Below are 15,519 nucleotides of genomic sequence, written 5' to 3' on the forward strand. Positions count from 1 at the left end.
ACCAGCCAGGACGGCGCTGTCATGCCACCTCGAACGTCGCCTCGACCTCGACCGAAGCGCCGAGCGGCAGGCCCGCCACGCCGATCGTCGAGCGGGCATGGCGGCCCGCCTCACCAAGCACCTCGACCATCAGGTCGGAGGCGCCGTTCATGACCGTGGCCTGGCCGGTGAAATCAGGCGCGCTGGCGATGAAGCCGCCCAGCCGGATGCAGCGGCGGGCGAGATCCAGGTCGCCGATGGCGGCCCTGAGCTGGGCCAGCACGTTGACGGCGCAGAGCCGAGCCGCCGCATGGGCCGTCTCGGCCGACACGTCCGCGCCGACCTTGCCGAGATGCTCCGGCGCGATGCGGCCGTCCGGCCCGAGGCAAATCTGGCCCGAGATGGTGACCGTCGCGCCCGACCTCACAAAGGGAACGTAATTGGCCACCGGCGTCGCCGGCCGCGGCAACACGATTCCGAGCTCCTGGAGCCGCTTTTCGACCTGACCCACGCCTGAACCTCCGATTCGTCCCGTTCTCACCGATGCGGCCCGCACGGGCAAGCGCGCGGGAGGGCAGGGCTGGCCCCAGGGACCTGTCCCCCGCCGTGCGGCCCCGACAGGTGCCGCGTGTGCAATGGGCGGCGCGGCGGGTTGACACCCCGGGGAGCGGTCACCATAACGCCGCCTCCCGGCTGCCTCGGCAGCGGGACGGTCTCGTGCGAGCGTGACCTTGGGGGAATGTCCCGAGCGGCAAAGGGGGCGGACTGTAAATCCGCTGGCTTAGCCTTCGTAGGTTCGAGTCCTACTTCCCCCACCACGCCCCGCCGACCCCGCGGGTGTAGCTCAATGGTAGAGCAACAGCCTTCCAAGCTGATGACGAGGGTTCGATTCCCTTCACCCGCTCCAGTTCTCTCGAATCGATAGCCTAGCGCGATTCCGCACGCCGGCCGGATTGTTTGGAATCCGGTTCACGTCGTGCGCGTTCAGCCATGCCGTTCGAGGCAGGGCCAGCCGTGGCTGGCCGACTCCGGGGGCGTGGCCCTCTCAGGGAGCGCCGCGCGCCTAGCGGCCCCGTGCAGCGCCCCTCACCGGGAGCGCCCCCCCCCCAAATCACGCCGCCGGGCCGCGGATGATGCCTCTTCGGGCGAGGTCGGCGACGCGGTCCCGGTCCCATCCGAGCGCATCCACGAGCACCTGCTCGCTGTGCTGGCCGAGGGCCGGCGGGTAGCCGGCGGGGGGCTCTTCGGCGCCGCGGAGCTTGATCGGGTTTCCGGCCACGCGGAGCCGCTCGCCGTTCGGGCCGTCGAGGGTCGCCACCATTCCGCGGTGCAGCACCTGGGGATCGCTCAGGCTCTGTTCCAGCGTGTTGACGATGGCGGCCGGGATTTCGGCGGCCAGAAGGCGGTCCAGCCAGTCCGCAGCGGCCCGGCCCTGGAACGCCTGTTCCAGGATGGGCCAGAGCTCCTGGCGGTTGCGGTAGCGCGCCTCGTTGGTCAGGAAGCGAGCGTCCTGGGGCAGGTCGGGCAGGGCGAGCACGTCGCAGAGCTGCCGCCACATCTTCTCGGTGTTGGCCGTGATCACGACGTCGGCGCCGTCGCCGCAGGTGAAGGCCCGGTAGGTCGGGATCGAATCGTGGCCGCGACCCTGACGGCCCGGCACCTGGCCGGAGGCGAGGTGGTAGGCCGCCTGGTAGCTCAGCATCGCGACCTGGCAATCCAGCATGGCGACGTCAACGAAACGGCCCTTGCCGGTGCTCCGGCTCTCCTCCACGGCGGCCAGGATGCCGATCACGCCGTACATGCCGGCGGCCAGGTCCCCAACCGGCAGGCCGGACCGGACCGGCGGTCCATCGGTCTCGCCCGTCAGGCTCATGCCGCCGGACATCGCCTGCACGATCATGTCGTAGGCCGGCCGGTCGCGATAAGGTCCGTCCTGACCGAAGCCGCTGATCGAGCACCAGACCAGCGACGGCTTTTCGGCCGCCAGCGAATCGTAATCGAGCCCGAGCCGGCTCAAGACGCCCGGCCGGAAATTCTCGACCACCACATCGCAGGCCAGCGCGAGTTCGCGCACGATCTGCTGCCCTTCGGGGTGCTTGAGATCGGCCACGAGGCTGAGCTTGTTGCGGTTGCTGGCGAGGTAATAGGCGCTTTCGCGGCCGACGAAATGCGGCGGCAGCCGCCGGGTCATGTCGCCCTCCGGTGATTCCACCTTGATCACCTCTGCGCCGAGGTCGCCCAGGATCTGGGTGGCGTAGGGCCCGGCCAGGAACTGGGTCAGATCAAGGACCCTGAGGCGCGCAAGGGGACCGCGTCCGGCGTCCGGTGCTGCTGGCGTCATTGTCGTTTCCGCGCTGCTAGGTTTTTGGAACAGGCGACGGTTCAGCTCCCAGCGTCTCCGACAAGGCCTGGGCCTTCGTCGTGACGAGCTGACCGAGGCGCTCGAGGTCGACCGGGCTGACCCGGATCTCCGGCACGGTGATGCCGAGGCTGCCGAGAACCTGACCTTCGGCCCGGAACACGGGCGCGCTGATGCCGACCGCGCCGGCGATCTTCTGGCCCCGCGACACCGCGAAGCCGCGCCGGCGGATCTCCTCGAGCTCCCGCTCCAGCGCGGCCCGCTCCGGCACCGGCTCGCCGGAGGCGGGAGACACGGACTCCTTGGCCCGGATCAGTTCCACCTCGGCGGCGGGCAGAAAGGCGAGAAACGATCGGCTGCTCGCACCCCAGAGGGCGGACAACGGGACGTTCATCGGCAGCTGGTAGCGCAGCAGCCGGCTCGAATCGGCCCGCTCGGCGAAGATCATCTGGCGCGAGACAGGCAGGTACAGGCTGAGCACGCAGGTCTCGTCGCAGGCTTCGACGACTTCGCGCAGGAAACGGCGCGCATTGGTGCAAACGTCGTCCCGGTTCTGCACCTGGGCCGCGATGCGGTAGAATTCCGCTCCGATCCGATAGGTCGAGCGGGCCTTGTCATGGGCGATCATGCCCTCGGCCGCCAGGAGCTCGAGCAGCCGGTGGCAGGTGCTCGGCGCCAATGACAGCGCCTCGCTGAGGTCGCGGATGGTGGTTTCCTGGTTCTGAGCCATGAAGCTCAGCAGCCGCACCACCCGGACCACGGTTCCCGATGGCGTCGCCGTGGTGGCGTCGGAACGTTCGCTCATCTTGTCTCCGGCCCCGTCGCCGAGCTTTCCGATCCGGGCGGGGTCATCGAGGGCAGGCGATGCGGGATCGCCCATGTCCCTGTGTAACGCCGACGACGGCTGCACGTGGACCCGAGCGCTCGGGCCCTGTGCGGAACTTCGCACCCGGTGCGGCCCCAAGGGGCCGCGGCAAGCCCGTCACCGCGTGAAAATGTGGATCGAGCAGGCGCCATGGTCGAACCCGGAGATGCCGCCGCCGGTGGCATGCGTCAGTCCGACCCGGGCATTGGCGACCTGGTGCGCGCCGGATTCGCCACGCAGCTGGCGCACCACCTCGACGGCCTGGGCGACGCCGGTGGCGCCGACGGGATGGCCGCGCGACAGGAGCCCGCCGCTCGGATTGACCACGATGTTGCCGCCGAGCGAGGTCGCGCCGCTGGCCAGCAGCTCGTAGGCGCGGCCGCGTTCGCAGAACCCGAACGCCTCGTAATACATCAGTTCCGCGATGGTGAAGGCGTCGTGGATCTCGGCCACGTCGATGTCCTCGGCTCCGAGCCCCGCCATCTCGTAGGCGAGCTCCGCGCCGCGCGCCGTCAGCTCGGCCCAGGTCATGTCGCGGAAGCCGTTGGTGTAGATGCCGGATGTCACTTCGGACGCCGCCAGGCGCACGGCCGCGTCCGGCTTGTAGCGGCGCATCGCCTCGGCGCTCGCCAGCACCACGGCCGCGGCGCCGTCGCCCGTCGGGCAGCAATGCCAGAGCGTGAACGGGTCGGCGACGGGGCGCGAATTCAGCACCTCCTCGCGCGTGACCCGCTTGCGGATCTGGGCGTTGGGGTTGAGGGCGCCGTGATCGTGCGCCTTCACGGACACGTCCGCCAGTTGCTCACGGGTGAGCCCGTATTCGTGCATGTAGCGTTGCGCCCGCATGGCGTAGACGGCCGGCATCACCATGCCCTGGCGGACCTCCCAATCCTCGGTTTCGAGCGGGAGGGTGCCGCCGCCGAACTTGGTCAGCTTCTCGGCCCCGACCACCAGCACGATGTCGTGCGAGCCGCTGGCGATCTCGAGCCAGCCCTGCCGCAAGGCGGACGATCCGGACGAGCAAGCGTTCTCGACATTGATGATCGGGATGCCGGTCAGACCGAGCGGCTTCATAATCCTCTGTCCGGACAGCATGCCGCCGAGCGCGCTGCCGCAGAACACGGCTTCGACGGACTTCGCCGAAACGCCGGCATCGCCCAAAGCCTGCTTCACGGCGGGCCAGGCGAGGTCAGACAGGGTCCGCTCGGGAAACTTACCGAACGGAATCATCCCCGTTCCGACAACAAAGACGTCCCTCATCAGAGCTGCTCCTCCTGGGAGATCGCGAAGGTGACGAGGGGAGCCCCGTCGGGGGCGGTCCTGCCGTGGCCGGAGACGAACCGGACCGAAGCTCCGGAGCGCAGTTCCCCCGCCGGGCCCTCGAGATGGGCGAGCACCCGCACGCCCTCTCGCAGATCGACATAGCCGAGAGCGTAAGGAACCGGCCAACCGGCCGGCGCCTGATGGACGACCGAATAGGCGTAGAGAACACCGTCGCTGCTCAGTTCAGCCGACACAATGTCTTCGGACAGGCATTCCGAGCAGATCAGCGCGCACGGGAAGCTGAAGGCCCGGCACGACAGGCACTGGCCGCCCTGCAGGCCGGAACTTGTTTCCTCCATCTCCGGAGGCGTGCGCTCCTGCGCGGTTGCAGCCACCATCACGATCAGCTCCTCAGGTCGACCCGCCCGCGGAAAGGGCCGGCTCCGGCCGGGCCTGGTTCGGCCGGGAAGACGCCCCGGTCGTCCGGCAAGCCCGATCACGAGATCCAGGCGTTCCGTTCAGCGGAAATGCCTTCCATGACGGTTACATCCGAGCCCGCGCCGGCGCAAGATACGGCATGGCAGTTGCGTCCCCGGAGGCGATCCGATATTTTGCCGGAAATACGTTCCGCTCAACGGAATGCTGAATTGGGAGGGATCGTTCGCGTGTTCCCGTTTCACTACCATCGACCGACTGCGTGGCCGGACGCCATCCAGTTGCTGTCCAGGCCGGGCGCCGTCGCCAAGATGGGCGGTTGCGATGTCCTGACGAAGTATCGGCGCGGCCAGATCAGGCCGGAATCGGTGGTCGCCCTGCACCTCCTGCCGGCCGTCGGCGAGCTCAGGACCTCTCCCGCGGGCGTGCAGATCGGGGCCGGCGTCAGCCTGCGCCAGCTGGTCGCCGCCCCGTCCTTTCGCGAGCTGTGGCCCGAGATCGCGGCTGTGGCCGCGCAGGTTGCCTCGCCCGCCATCCGGTCAGCCGCGACCGCCGTGGGAAACGTCGCCCAGGGCTGGGAGGTGAGCGACCTCGTGCCCGTGTTTCAGGTCTGCGGCGCCGAGCTCGACGTTGTCGGCCCCGGCGGTGAGCGCAGCCTGACGGTGGACGATTATGCGCGCCAGCCCGGAACGGGCGCTCTGAACCCGGGCGAGATCATCGCCCGCCTCCGTCTGCCCGCCCGGCAGCAGGGCTTCCGGATCGCCTACCAGCGCTTCGCCCTGCGGGACGGGTTCGATCTTCCGCTCGTTTCCGTCGCGGTCGGGGCCGTGGTGACGGCGCAGGGTTTCGCGGACGTGCGCGTCGCGGCCGTTGGCGGACAGGACATGCCGTCCCGGTGTGAAGCTGCGGAAGCCGCGCTGGCGGGTGGCGGCGACGCGGCGTCCCTGGCGCAGGCCGCATCCGCATTGGCGGCATGGGCGAAGCCGCCGTCAGACTTCCGCGCCTCCGGCGAGTACCGGCGCCACCTTCTCGGGGTGCTGCTGTCGCGCGCGCTCGGGACATTGAGGGCTCAGTGATGGATGCACGGACACAGAAGCCCGCTCGGCAGGTGGTCGAGCTCGAGGTCGACGGCGAGACGATCGAAGCCACGATCGCGCCGCACCGTCTCCTGGTCGACGTTCTTCGGGACGCCTGCGGGCGCACCAGCGTCAAGGAAGGCTGCGAATCCGCGAGCTGCGGGGCCTGCACGGTGCTCGTCGACGATGTGCCGCGCCTCGCCTGCATCACGCCCGCCGCCGACGTGATCGGCAGCAAGATCCGGACGGCGGAAAGCCTGCGCAGTTCGGATGGGCGCCTGCACGCCTTGCAGGAGGCCTTCATCCATCACCACGCCGTTCAGTGCGGCTTCTGCACCCCGGGAATGCTCATGGCCGGCTTGGCTCTGCTCGAGGAGAACTCCAGGCCGACCGAGCAGGAGGTTCGGGACGCCATCGCCGGCAACCTGTGCCGGTGCACCGGCTATGTGCGGATCGTCCGGGCAATCCTTGCCGCCGCCCAGACCCTGGGCGCCCGGCCCGAGCGGCGCCTGCCGGAGATGGCGTCGTGAGCGGCCCCTTGAACGTCATCGGACGGTCGCCGCAACAGGTCGACGCGCTCGAGAAGGTGCTCGGACGCGCAACCTTCGCGGCCGACATCTCGCTTCCCCGGATGCTGCACGGCGCCGTGGCCCGGTCGCCGCTGGCGCACGCGACGATCCGCAACATCGATCTGAGCGCGGCCCTCCGGGTGAAGGGTGTGCGGGCGGTGGTGTGCGGCCGCGACGTGCCCTACCGCTACAATCTTCCCCTGCGCGATCAGCCGTTCCTGGCCATCGACCGCGTCCGCTATGTGGGCGAGCCGGTCGCCGCGGTCGCGGCCGAGGACCTCGACGCCGCGCGCGAAGCCGCCAGCCTGATCAGGGTCGAGTACGAGGAGCTCCCGGCCGTTCTCGATCCGGCCCAGGCCATGCTCTCCGGCGCGCCGCTGCTCCACCCGGAGTTCAACAAGTACTGGCGCGACGAGAAGCTGTTCGACCCCATCCCGAACAGCAACGTTCTCAGTCACTTCAAGCTGCGGAAGGGCGACGTCGAGGCCGGCTTCGCCGAGGCCGACGAGATCTTCGAGGGAACCTATACGAGCCAGGCGTTCAATCACGGCGCCATCGAGCCGCACGCGGTCGTCGCCCAGGTCGAGCTCGCCGGCCAGATGACGTTGTGGTCGTGCCAGCAATCGCCCTGGTTCGCGGCGGACGACCTCGCCATCGCGCTCGGCTGGCCGGTGCACCGCATCCGGGTGGTGACGCCGTTCATCGGTGGCGGCTTCGGCGCCAAGCACGGCCTCAAGGCCGAGCCGCCGGCGGTGGCGCTCGCGCTCAAGACCGGAGGCCGGCCGGTGAAGCTGGTCATGTCCCGCGAGGAGGTGTTCACGGCGCTCGGCGTGCGGGGCGCCGTCACCGTGAAGCTGCGGACCGGCGTGAAGCGGGACGGCCGCCTCGTGGCCCGCACCGCCGAGGTGATCTGGGACACCGGCGCCTATGCCGATGTCGGCCCGCTGCTGTGCCGCAACGGCAGCTATTCCTCGACCGGTCCTTACCGGATCCCGAACCAGTCCATCGACGGCTATTGCGTCTACACCAACAAGGTCGTGACCAGCGCCTTCCGCAGCTACGGCACGATGGAGATGTCCTTCGCCTACGAATCTCACATGGATGAGATTGCGCGGGGCCTTCAGATGGATCCTGTGCAGATCCGTCGCCAGAACCTGCTCCAGGACGGCGACGAGACGGCGACCGGCGAAACGCCGAAGGCCGTCGGCCTCGTCCCGACCCTGACCGCCTGCGCGTCGGCGATGGAATGGGACAAGCCGAAGGCGCCGGGCCGCGGCCGGGCCATCGTCTCGACCGCGAAGTCGAGCGTCGCGCCCTCTGGATCGAGCTCCTTCATCCAGATGAACGACGACGGCACGCTGAACGTGATGTGCAGCACCACGGAGATGGGCCAGGGCTCGCGGACCGTGATGACCCAGCTCGCCGCGGAAGCGGCGGGCGCCCGCTTCGAGGACGTGCACCTGATCGCGAGCGACACGGCGGTGACGCCGCCGGATCGCTCCACCTCGTCGAGCCGCTCCACCTTCAACATGGGCAACGCCATCGTTCGGGCGGCCGGCGACGCGCGCGAGCAGATCCTCGACAAGGCTTCGGAACTGCTCGAGGAGCCCCGCGAGAACCTCGACGTCCGGGACAGCGCCGTCTTTGTCCGCAAGGACTCGAACCGGTTCTGCTCCTTCGCCCAGCTCGCCGGGGTCCGGCCGGGAAGCAATTTCGGCCCGATCGTCGGCCGGGGCTCGTTTGTTCCCGCCGACACCACCGCCTTCAACGTCAAGACGGGGGAGGGCCGTCGCATCACGGCCTTCTGGCTCTACAGCTGTCAGGGCGTCGAACTGGAGGTCGACCCGGATACGGGCAAGATCACCCTGCACCGCGTGGTCTCGGCCCATGACACGGGCCGCACCCTCAACCCTGTGGCGTGTGAGGGGCAGATCGAAGGCGGCGCCGCCATTGGCTGCAGCACGGCGCTGTTCGAAGACCTCGTGCTCGACCGCGACGGCAAGGTCCTCAATCCCAACTTCCTCGATTACCGGATGGCGACCAGCTGCGACATCCCGCCGATCGAGTCCATTCTGATCGAGGTTCCCCACCCGGAGGGGCCCTACGGGGCGAAGGGCATCGGCGAGGGTCCGACGACCGGCATCGCGGCCGCCATCGCCAACGCCGTGGAAGACGCGATCGGCGTTCGCATCACCGACCTTCCGATCACGCCCGAGAAGATCCTGCGCGCACTCGGCAAGCTGCCGCCTGCCACGCCGTAACGAAAACCAGCGACCTCGAACAAGGCGCTCACTGGAGGGAAGCACGATGGTAGGCTCGATTGCCGACAAGACGACCTTTGCCCCGCGCCGCCGGGCGGTGCCGAGGCTCGGATCCCCGCTTGCGGCGCTGCTCGCCGGCATGCTGCTGGCCTGCCCCGGAGCGCAGGCCCAGATCTCCAACGACACCGTGAAGGTCGGTGTTCTCACCGATCACAGCGGCTTCCTGGCCGGCATCTCGGGCAAGGGCTCGGTCCTGGCCGCCCGCATGGCCGTCGAGGACTTCGGCAAGACGGTGCTCGGCAAGCCGATCGAGGTGATTGAGGCCGACCACCAGAACAAGCCCGACATCGCCTCGGGCATCGCGAACCGCTGGATCGACCTCGAAGGGGTCGACATGGTCACGGATCTGACCAACTCGTCGGTGGCCCTCGCCGTGCAGTCCGCCGCCAAGGCCAAGAACAAGATCGCGATCACGTCAGGCGCGGGCACCACCGAGCTGACCGGAAAGCAATGTTCCCCAACGGGCTTCCACTGGGCCTGGGACACCTACGCAACCGCCACCGGCACGGGCAAGGCCGTGATGGCCCAGGGCGCTGACACCTGGTTCTTCATCACGGCCGATTACGCCTTCGGCCACGCCAGCGAGCGCGACCTGACGAAGCTCGTCAAGGAGCGCGGCGGCAAGGTGGTGGGCTCCGTCAAGCACCCCACCGGGACGCAGGATTTCGCGTCCTTCCTGCTCCAGGCCCAGGCCTCGAAGGCCAAGGTCATCGCGCTCGCCAATGGCGGGGCCGATACCAGCAACTCCGTGAAGCAGGCGCGGGAATTCGGGATCACCCAGGGCGGCCAGCGCCTGATGGGGCTCGTCATCTTCATCAGCGACGTGCACGCGATGGGGCTCGACAATGCCGAGGGCCTGCTGCTCGTGACCGGGTTCTACTGGGACCGGACGGAGGAGACGCGGGCGTGGTCGAAGCGCTTCATGGAGCGGATGAACGGCGCTGCCCCGACGATGGTCCAGGCGGGCGTGTACTCGTCGACGATGCACTATCTCAAGGCCGTTCAGGCGGCCGGCACGGACGACACCGATAAGGTGGTGGCCAAGATGCGGGAGCTGCCCGTCAACGACTTCTTCGCCACCAACGGCAAGGTGCGCGAGGACGGCCGGATGGTGCACGACATGTATCTGGTCGAGGTCAAGGGCCAGAAGGACTCGAAGCATCCCTGGGACTACTACAAGGTTCTCAGCACGATCCCGGGCGACGATGCCTTCCAGGCGCTCAGCGAGAGCGAGTGTCCCCTGGTCCGCAAGTAGAACACAACCGGCTGCGGGCGCATCACCTCGGCCGCGCAGGTCTCCGGCAGATCTGCGCGGCCCCCCCGCGGTCACAACGGCGAAGCTTAGGAACACGGAATGGATCTCGGACTTTCAGGCTGCAGAGCGCTCGTCACAGGCGCCAGCAAGGGGCTCGGCAAGGCCTGCGCCAAAGCCCTGACCGATGAGGGCGCGCGCGTCTTCATCTGCGCGCGCGATCCGGAGGGGATCGAACGGGCGGCCAAAGAGGTGGGAGCGGCGGGCTGGGCCTCGGCTGACGTCTCGTCCGATACCGCCGTCTCGGAACTGGTCAGGGATGCCGTCGCCCAGCTCGGCGGCCTCGACATCCTGATCACCAATGCGGGCGGTCCGCCGACGGGCTTCTTCGAGAACGCCACCGATGCGGACTGGGACATCGGCTACCAGCTCACTCTGATGAGCGCCGTGCGGCTGATCCGGGCGTCCCTGCCGGCCCTCAAGGCGTCCGGCCGCGGCCGGATCATCAATCTCACCGGCTTCGGCGTGAAGGAGCCGCCGTCGGATCTGAGCGTCTCCGACTCCGTGCGGGCGGCTGTCAGCGTGATGGCCAAGACCGTCGCCAACGACATGGCGCCGTTCGGGATCACCGTGAACAACGTCGCCCCGGGTCCGATCCGGACCGATCGGCTCGTGGAGCTGTTTACCCACCGGGCCGCGGCGGCCGGCATCACTCTGGAGGAGCAGTTCAGCCGCTTCGCCGCAACGGTTCCGGTGCGGCGGGTCGGCGAGCCGGAAGAGGTCGCCGGATTGTGCACCTATCTGTGCTCGCTCCAGGCCGCCTACATCACCGGCCAGTCGATCGTGATCGACGGCGGCATCAACCGCTCGATCTGATCCGCACCCGGGCCGCCGGGCTGCTCGGACGCTCCCCCGAGTAGCCCCGCATCCCCCGGCCGGCGGGCCGCTTGCCTTTCTGGATGGCCGCGGCCCGTCTCCAGCCCTGCGAGGAGGCCCGCCATGCCCGCGTCCGTGCTCCACCACGTCCGCACCGGGACCGGCCCCTGGGCCGTGCTGCTGCACCCGATCGGGCTCGACCTGACTTTTTGGCGGGCGACCGCCGACGCCCTGGCGAGCTCACGATCGGTGGTGGCTGTGGACCTCCCGGGGCACGGCCTTTCACCCGCGGCACAGGCCGGCGCGACCGTGGCGGATTACGCCGACGACGTGGCCCGCCTGCTGCGGGCCATCGGGGTCGAGAGGGCCGAGGTGGTCGGCCTCTCCTTTGGCGGCATGATCGCCCAGGAACTCGCCCTCCGGCACCCGGACCTCGTCTCCTGCCTCGTCCCCTGCGGCTGTCCGAGCCGCTTCGCCGATGACATCCGGCCCAACATTGCCGAGCGAGGTGCGGCGGCCGAGCGCGGCGGGATGGCGGCCGTTCTCGAGCCGACGCTGGCGCGCTGGTTCACGCCGGACTTCCTCGCCGCCGGTGAGGCGGAGCCGGTCCGGCGCCGGCTGCTGTCGGACGATGTCGGCGGTTGGGCGCATGGCTGGCGGGCCATCGCCGGCCTCGACACCCATTCCCGACTGGCTGGGTTGCGCGTGCCCGCGATCTGCATCGCCGGAGCGCGCGACGAGGCCGTGCCGCCGCGGCTGGTCGAGGAGATGGCCGCCGCCATTCCGGGCGCTGAGTTCCGGGTCGTGCCGGGGGCGCCGCACATGATGCATGTCGAGGGGCGGGACGCCTTCCTGTCCGTTCTGCTGCCGGCGCTGCAGGAGCCTCGCTGACGCGAGCGGGACGTCGCGTCGGGGCGATCCGCCTCAGGCCCCCGGGCCGAGCAGGGAGGCGGCCTCCACCATGAGGTGATGGCGCAGCGCCGCCACCGCGCCGTGGCGGTCGCGGGCCCGGATGGCCGCCACCACGGCGGCATGCTGGGGGACGGAGGGATGGTCCGGGGAGGGCGGTTCCGGCCCGCGCTCGCCGAGCACGCCCCAGTTCAGCTCCCTTCGGGCCGCTCTGAGCGTCTCATCCAGGGCGACCAGCAGGGCATTGCCGCAGGCGGCCGCGATGGCCGCATGGAGGCGGGAATCGGCCGCGTCGTAGCCGGCCCAATCGGCTGCGCCGCGGACGGCCGCCGCCTCGTGCTCGATGGCTGCGAGCGAGAGGCGCGTGGCATGCAGGGCCGCGAGTCCCGCCAATTCCGGCTCGAGCAGCAGCCGGGCCTGCACCAGATCGCGCGGGGAGGCGATGTCGCCGAGCGGCGTCCTGGGCAGCCGCTCCTCCGAAGCGATCCGCTCCACACCCTGCCGAGCCGGCGGGCGCTCGTCCGCCAGGTCCGCCGGACCCAAGCGCAAAAAGGTGCCGCGCCCGACGTGGCGCACGAGCCGACCTTGCGACTCGACCGTCGCCAGAGCCTTGCGCAGCTCCGCCCGCGACAGGTTGAGCCGCTCCGCCAGGTCACGCTCGGCCGGGAGACGCCCTGCCGGACCGGACGGCCGACCGGCCAACCATTCCTCGAGCCTTTGCAGCGAGTCCGTCACCGAATGGTTGTGATCCAGAACCAAAGCGAACTCAAATGGTCGAGCCCGGCGGCTGTTGGTTCGGCGCAGCCGGCCACGCGGGCGCGGACCGTGGCCGACTCGGCCGGCTCAGGTCTTTGGGGCCAGGCGGAGGATGCGCGACCCGCCGCGGTCGCGCTCGGTCAGCAGGTAGACGGCGCCGTCCGGGCCGACCTGGACGTCACGCACCCGTGCCCCGACCGGGATGCGCTCCTCGCCGGCCACCCGGCCGTCCCGCATGGTCAGCACCACCAGACCCTGGGTGCCGAGCCCGCCGACCAGGAAAGCGTCGCGCCAAGCTGGGAACAGGTCGGCGTCATAAAGCGCCATGCCGGAGGGGGCGATCACCGGATCCCAGTAATAGACCGGCTGCTCCGTGCCGGCCCGTTGCGTCACCCCCGCCCCAATCGGCGCGCCCGAATAGTCCAGCCCATAGGTGACCTCCGGCCAGCCGTAGTTCCGCCCCGCCTCGGGCCGGTTGAGTTCGTCGCCGCCGCGCGGCCCGTGCTCCACGATCCACAGCCGTCCGGCCCGGTCCAGGGCGGCCGATTGGGTGTTGCGGTGGCCGTAGGACCAGATCGACGGCAACGCGCCTGAGCGGCCGACAAACGGGTTGTCAGGCGGAACCGACCCGTCCGGCCGGATGCGGAACACCTTGCCGAGGCCGCTCCCGAGATCCTGCGCCTGGATCCGCGGTTCGGGGTCCGACCGCTCGCCGACCGTGACAAAGAGCGAGCCGTCCGGTGCCGGCACGATTCGCGAGCCGAAATGGAGCTGGTTCGACCAGGACGGCTCCTGGCGGAAGATGACGGTCGCGTCCTCGAGCGACCCAAACCCACCCGTCTCGGCCAGGCGCGCACGGAGCACGGAGGTGCCGCTGCCGTGGCCCCGCGGCTCGCTGAAGCTCAGGAAGAGTGTCCGGTCCTGCGCGAAGCCGGGACTGAGCGCGACGTCGAGCAGGCCGCCTTGGCCTCCCGACATCACCGCCGGAACACCGCGCAGCGGCGGACCCGGCCGGCCGTCCAGCCCGACAATGCGCAGCGCGCCGGCCTTCTCGGTCACCATGATCCGCCGGTCGGGCAGGAACGCGAACCCCCAGGCGTTTCCGAGCCCCTCCGTGACGGTGGTCACGTCGACCTGAGTCGGCCCGGCCGGCCTCTCGGCCCGGGTCTGGTCCGGGAATGCGGGGCGCTGGCCAGGCGCGTTGGCGGGCCTCGTCTCGGCCGGCACCGCAAGCGCCGACAGGGGGGCCGCGAACACAGCCGCAGAGAGAACGAGGACAGCGATGGGGCGCATGACGACCAGCGGTTGGGTGCGTGCGCACGACAACACCGCCGTCACCGGCCGGTTCAGCTGATCGTCTGGGTGTGGCGGGTTGGGTAGGCCCCCCGCCGAGGGCTTGGTGCGGCCAAGAGGACTCGAACCTCCACCCCTCTCGGGACTAGCACCTCAAGCTAGCGCGTCTACCAGTTCCGCCATGGCCGCGTCCCGCGTCGGTCACCCGTCGCGAGGACGGCCGTCGTCTAACAGATCGAAATCGGGGTCACAAGGCCGCAGCACGGCTTCGGGGCCCGAAGGGTGTCGGAAAGGAGACGGTGGCCGACATCTTCAGCCTTCGGACGAGCATCCGGCCGCCCGCCGCTTGATTCCCCGGCGCTGCGCCGGGCAGGGTTTTGGGATCGGAGGGTGGGATGGTGAGATGGGTATGCTGATCCGTGGATCCCTGCTGGCGGCGGCGGCGCTGGCCCTCTCGGGCTGCGCCATCTCGCCGCTGACGACGGACCACCCGTACCCGACCTACGGCAACCCGGTGAACCCGACTCCGGTGCCGGGCTACCGCGTCGTGTGCCGATCGGCTCCCGAAATCGGCTACCCGCTGTTCCACAATTTCACGACCGCCTGCCGGCAGGTGATCGTGCCCGGCTCCGAGCAGGTCGTGGTGCGGGTTCGCGGCTGAAGGGCAGGCCAGACAGGGCCGCGAGGCAGCGGTCGATCAGCACGGCCTGAGTCGGCAGGATTCGCCGGCGGGCCTCGTCCGGCGTGAACCAGGCGGCGCGGTCCACCTCCGGGTAGGTGGCCAGCCGGCCGGAGCCCGGCGGCCACTCGACCGTGAAGGTGTTGCTACGGAGATCAGCCGGATCGAGGTCGCCCTGGAAGGCAAAGGCGGTGACCAGCTTGCCTCCCGCCTGAACGATGTCGCCGAGCGCGAGCGCACCATCGGGGCCCGGCGCCGGAAACCCCGTTTCCTCCGCGAACTCCCGGCGGGCCGCCGCGAGCGGAAACTCGTCCGGCCCGTACTCACCCTTGGGAATCGACCAGCTGCCGAGGTCGCGGCGGGCCCAGAACGGCCCTCCGGGATGGACCAGCAGGAATTCCGGGGATCCGTCCGGCCGGTGCCGGTAGAGCAGCAGGCCGGCGCTCCGCTTCGGCATGTCGGGGCTCCCCGAGACGGGCAGGCGGGCGGACGGCGCGGCCTACGCTCACGGCGGCCCAAAGAAAAAGCCCGCTCTCACGAGCGGGCTTCGCAGACCCGGCCATTCGGCCAGGCTAATATCAGTCGATGACCTCGATGGTCGCGACTTCACGGCCCTTCATGCCCTGGGTCACGCCCATCTGAACCTTCTGACCTTCCTGGAGGTCGGGGAGGCGCGCGCGTTCCAGCGCCGAGCGGTGGACGAACACGTCACGGCCGCCGTCGTCGGGAGCGATGAAGCCGAAGCCCTTGGCCGGGTTGTACCACTTCACGGTGCCGGTGAGATCCTCGACCGGGCCGGTCGGGGCCGCCGCCGGGTAGGGCGCGCGCCGGGGAGCGCCGCCGAAGCCGCCGCCGGCACCGCCGCCGCGATCGCCGTAACCACCGCC

The 15,519-nt window shown here is 69.9% G+C and carries 16 protein-coding genes and 3 tRNA genes; 9 read left to right on the forward strand and 10 right to left on the reverse strand.

Going from position 1 to position 15,519, the window contains the following annotated elements; genetic code table 11:
* Positions 1-19: 19 nt before the first annotated feature.
* Positions 20-490, reverse strand: coding sequence for a RidA family protein (locus JWR86_RS10155; protein ID WP_299564541.1), 471 nt, complete (start codon positions 488-490; stop codon positions 20-22).
* 222 nt (positions 491-712) lie between these two features.
* Here JWR86_RS10155 and JWR86_RS10160 point away from each other — a divergent pair.
* Both JWR86_RS10160 and JWR86_RS10165 read left to right on the forward strand, forming a co-directional pair.
* Positions 713-797 (forward strand) — tRNA-Tyr (locus JWR86_RS10160).
* A 15-nt stretch (positions 798-812) separates the two neighbouring features.
* Positions 813-886, forward strand: a tRNA-Gly gene (locus JWR86_RS10165).
* A gap of 204 nt (positions 887-1,090) precedes the next feature.
* Here JWR86_RS10165 and JWR86_RS10170 read toward each other — a convergent pair.
* From JWR86_RS10170 to JWR86_RS10185, 4 genes are all read right to left on the reverse strand, one after another.
* Positions 1,091-2,320 carry a CoA transferase gene (locus JWR86_RS10170; RefSeq protein ID WP_299564544.1) on the reverse strand — a complete coding sequence of 410 codons (1,230 nt, stop codon included), beginning with the start codon at positions 2,318-2,320 and terminating at the stop codon, positions 1,091-1,093.
* A 16-nt stretch (positions 2,321-2,336) separates the two neighbouring features.
* Complete coding sequence (locus JWR86_RS10175; protein ID WP_299564547.1) at positions 2,337-3,143, reverse strand: IclR family transcriptional regulator; 807 nt, start codon at positions 3,141-3,143, stop codon at positions 2,337-2,339.
* Between the two features lie 177 nt (positions 3,144-3,320).
* Positions 3,321-4,463: a thiolase family protein gene (locus JWR86_RS10180; protein ID WP_299564550.1), complete on the reverse strand. Its 1,143-nt coding sequence runs from the start codon at positions 4,461-4,463 to the stop codon at positions 3,321-3,323.
* A complete protein-coding gene (locus JWR86_RS10185; RefSeq protein WP_299564553.1) occupies positions 4,463-4,864 on the reverse strand; it encodes an OB-fold domain-containing protein in 402 nt (133 codons plus the stop codon). The genes JWR86_RS10180 and JWR86_RS10185 overlap by 1 nt, the downstream gene beginning before the upstream one ends.
* A 267-nt stretch (positions 4,865-5,131) precedes the next feature.
* On the opposite strand from JWR86_RS10185, the gene JWR86_RS10190 reads away from it, so the two are divergent.
* From JWR86_RS10190 to JWR86_RS10215, 6 genes are all read left to right on the forward strand, one after another.
* The gene (locus JWR86_RS10190) at positions 5,132-5,977 is read left to right on the forward strand and encodes an FAD binding domain-containing protein (protein WP_299564556.1); all 846 of its coding nucleotides are present in this window, start codon (positions 5,132-5,134) and stop codon (positions 5,975-5,977) included.
* Positions 5,977-6,507, forward strand: coding sequence for a (2Fe-2S)-binding protein (locus tag JWR86_RS10195; protein ID WP_299564559.1), 531 nt, complete (start codon positions 5,977-5,979; stop codon positions 6,505-6,507). Before JWR86_RS10190 ends, JWR86_RS10195 begins: the two co-directional genes overlap by 1 nt.
* Complete coding sequence (locus tag JWR86_RS10200) at positions 6,504-8,807, forward strand: xanthine dehydrogenase family protein molybdopterin-binding subunit (RefSeq protein ID WP_299564562.1); 2,304 nt, start codon at positions 6,504-6,506, stop codon at positions 8,805-8,807. The genes JWR86_RS10195 and JWR86_RS10200 overlap by 4 nt, the downstream gene beginning before the upstream one ends.
* Before the next feature lie 139 nt (positions 8,808-8,946).
* The gene (locus tag JWR86_RS10205) at positions 8,947-10,122 is read left to right on the forward strand and encodes an ABC transporter substrate-binding protein (RefSeq protein WP_299564585.1); all 1,176 of its coding nucleotides are present in this window, start codon (positions 8,947-8,949) and stop codon (positions 10,120-10,122) included.
* 99 nt (positions 10,123-10,221) lie between these two features.
* Positions 10,222-10,995, forward strand: coding sequence for an SDR family oxidoreductase (locus JWR86_RS10210; protein WP_299564566.1), 774 nt, complete (start codon positions 10,222-10,224; stop codon positions 10,993-10,995).
* 123 nt (positions 10,996-11,118) lie between these two features.
* Positions 11,119-11,886: an alpha/beta fold hydrolase gene (locus JWR86_RS10215; protein WP_299564569.1), complete on the forward strand. Its 768-nt coding sequence runs from the start codon at positions 11,119-11,121 to the stop codon at positions 11,884-11,886.
* Positions 11,887-11,919: 33 nt separating this feature from the next.
* Here the strand turns inward: JWR86_RS10215 and JWR86_RS10220 are convergent, their stop codons facing one another.
* The 3 genes from JWR86_RS10220 to JWR86_RS10230 form a co-directional block, all read right to left on the reverse strand.
* Positions 11,920-12,639, reverse strand: coding sequence for an FCD domain-containing protein (locus JWR86_RS10220; RefSeq protein ID WP_299564572.1), 720 nt, complete (start codon positions 12,637-12,639; stop codon positions 11,920-11,922).
* A gap of 108 nt (positions 12,640-12,747) precedes the next feature.
* Entirely contained in the window at positions 12,748-13,953 is a 1,206-nt protein-coding gene (locus JWR86_RS10225; protein WP_299564575.1) for a PQQ-dependent sugar dehydrogenase, read from the reverse strand.
* Between the two features lie 104 nt (positions 13,954-14,057).
* A tRNA-Leu gene (locus JWR86_RS10230) sits at positions 14,058-14,142 on the reverse strand.
* 214 nt (positions 14,143-14,356) lie between these two features.
* On the opposite strand from JWR86_RS10230, the gene JWR86_RS10235 reads away from it, so the two are divergent.
* Positions 14,357-14,614: a hypothetical protein gene (locus tag JWR86_RS10235; protein WP_299564577.1), complete on the forward strand. Its 258-nt coding sequence runs from the start codon at positions 14,357-14,359 to the stop codon at positions 14,612-14,614.
* Here JWR86_RS10235 and JWR86_RS10240 read toward each other — a convergent pair.
* A complete protein-coding gene (locus JWR86_RS10240) occupies positions 14,547-15,089 on the reverse strand; it encodes an NUDIX domain-containing protein (RefSeq protein WP_299564580.1) in 543 nt (180 codons plus the stop codon). The two genes, JWR86_RS10235 and JWR86_RS10240, sit on opposite strands and share 68 nt — an antisense overlap.
* Positions 15,090-15,210: 121 nt before the next feature.
* Positions 15,211-15,519 (reverse strand): cold-shock protein (locus tag JWR86_RS10245; protein WP_299564582.1); only part of this gene is annotated, 309 nt, incomplete at its 5' end.

Origin of the sequence: Enterovirga sp., from assembly GCF_028290205.1 — a bacterium.
In the GTDB taxonomy this organism is placed as follows: Bacteria; Pseudomonadota; Alphaproteobacteria; order Rhizobiales; family Beijerinckiaceae; genus Enterovirga.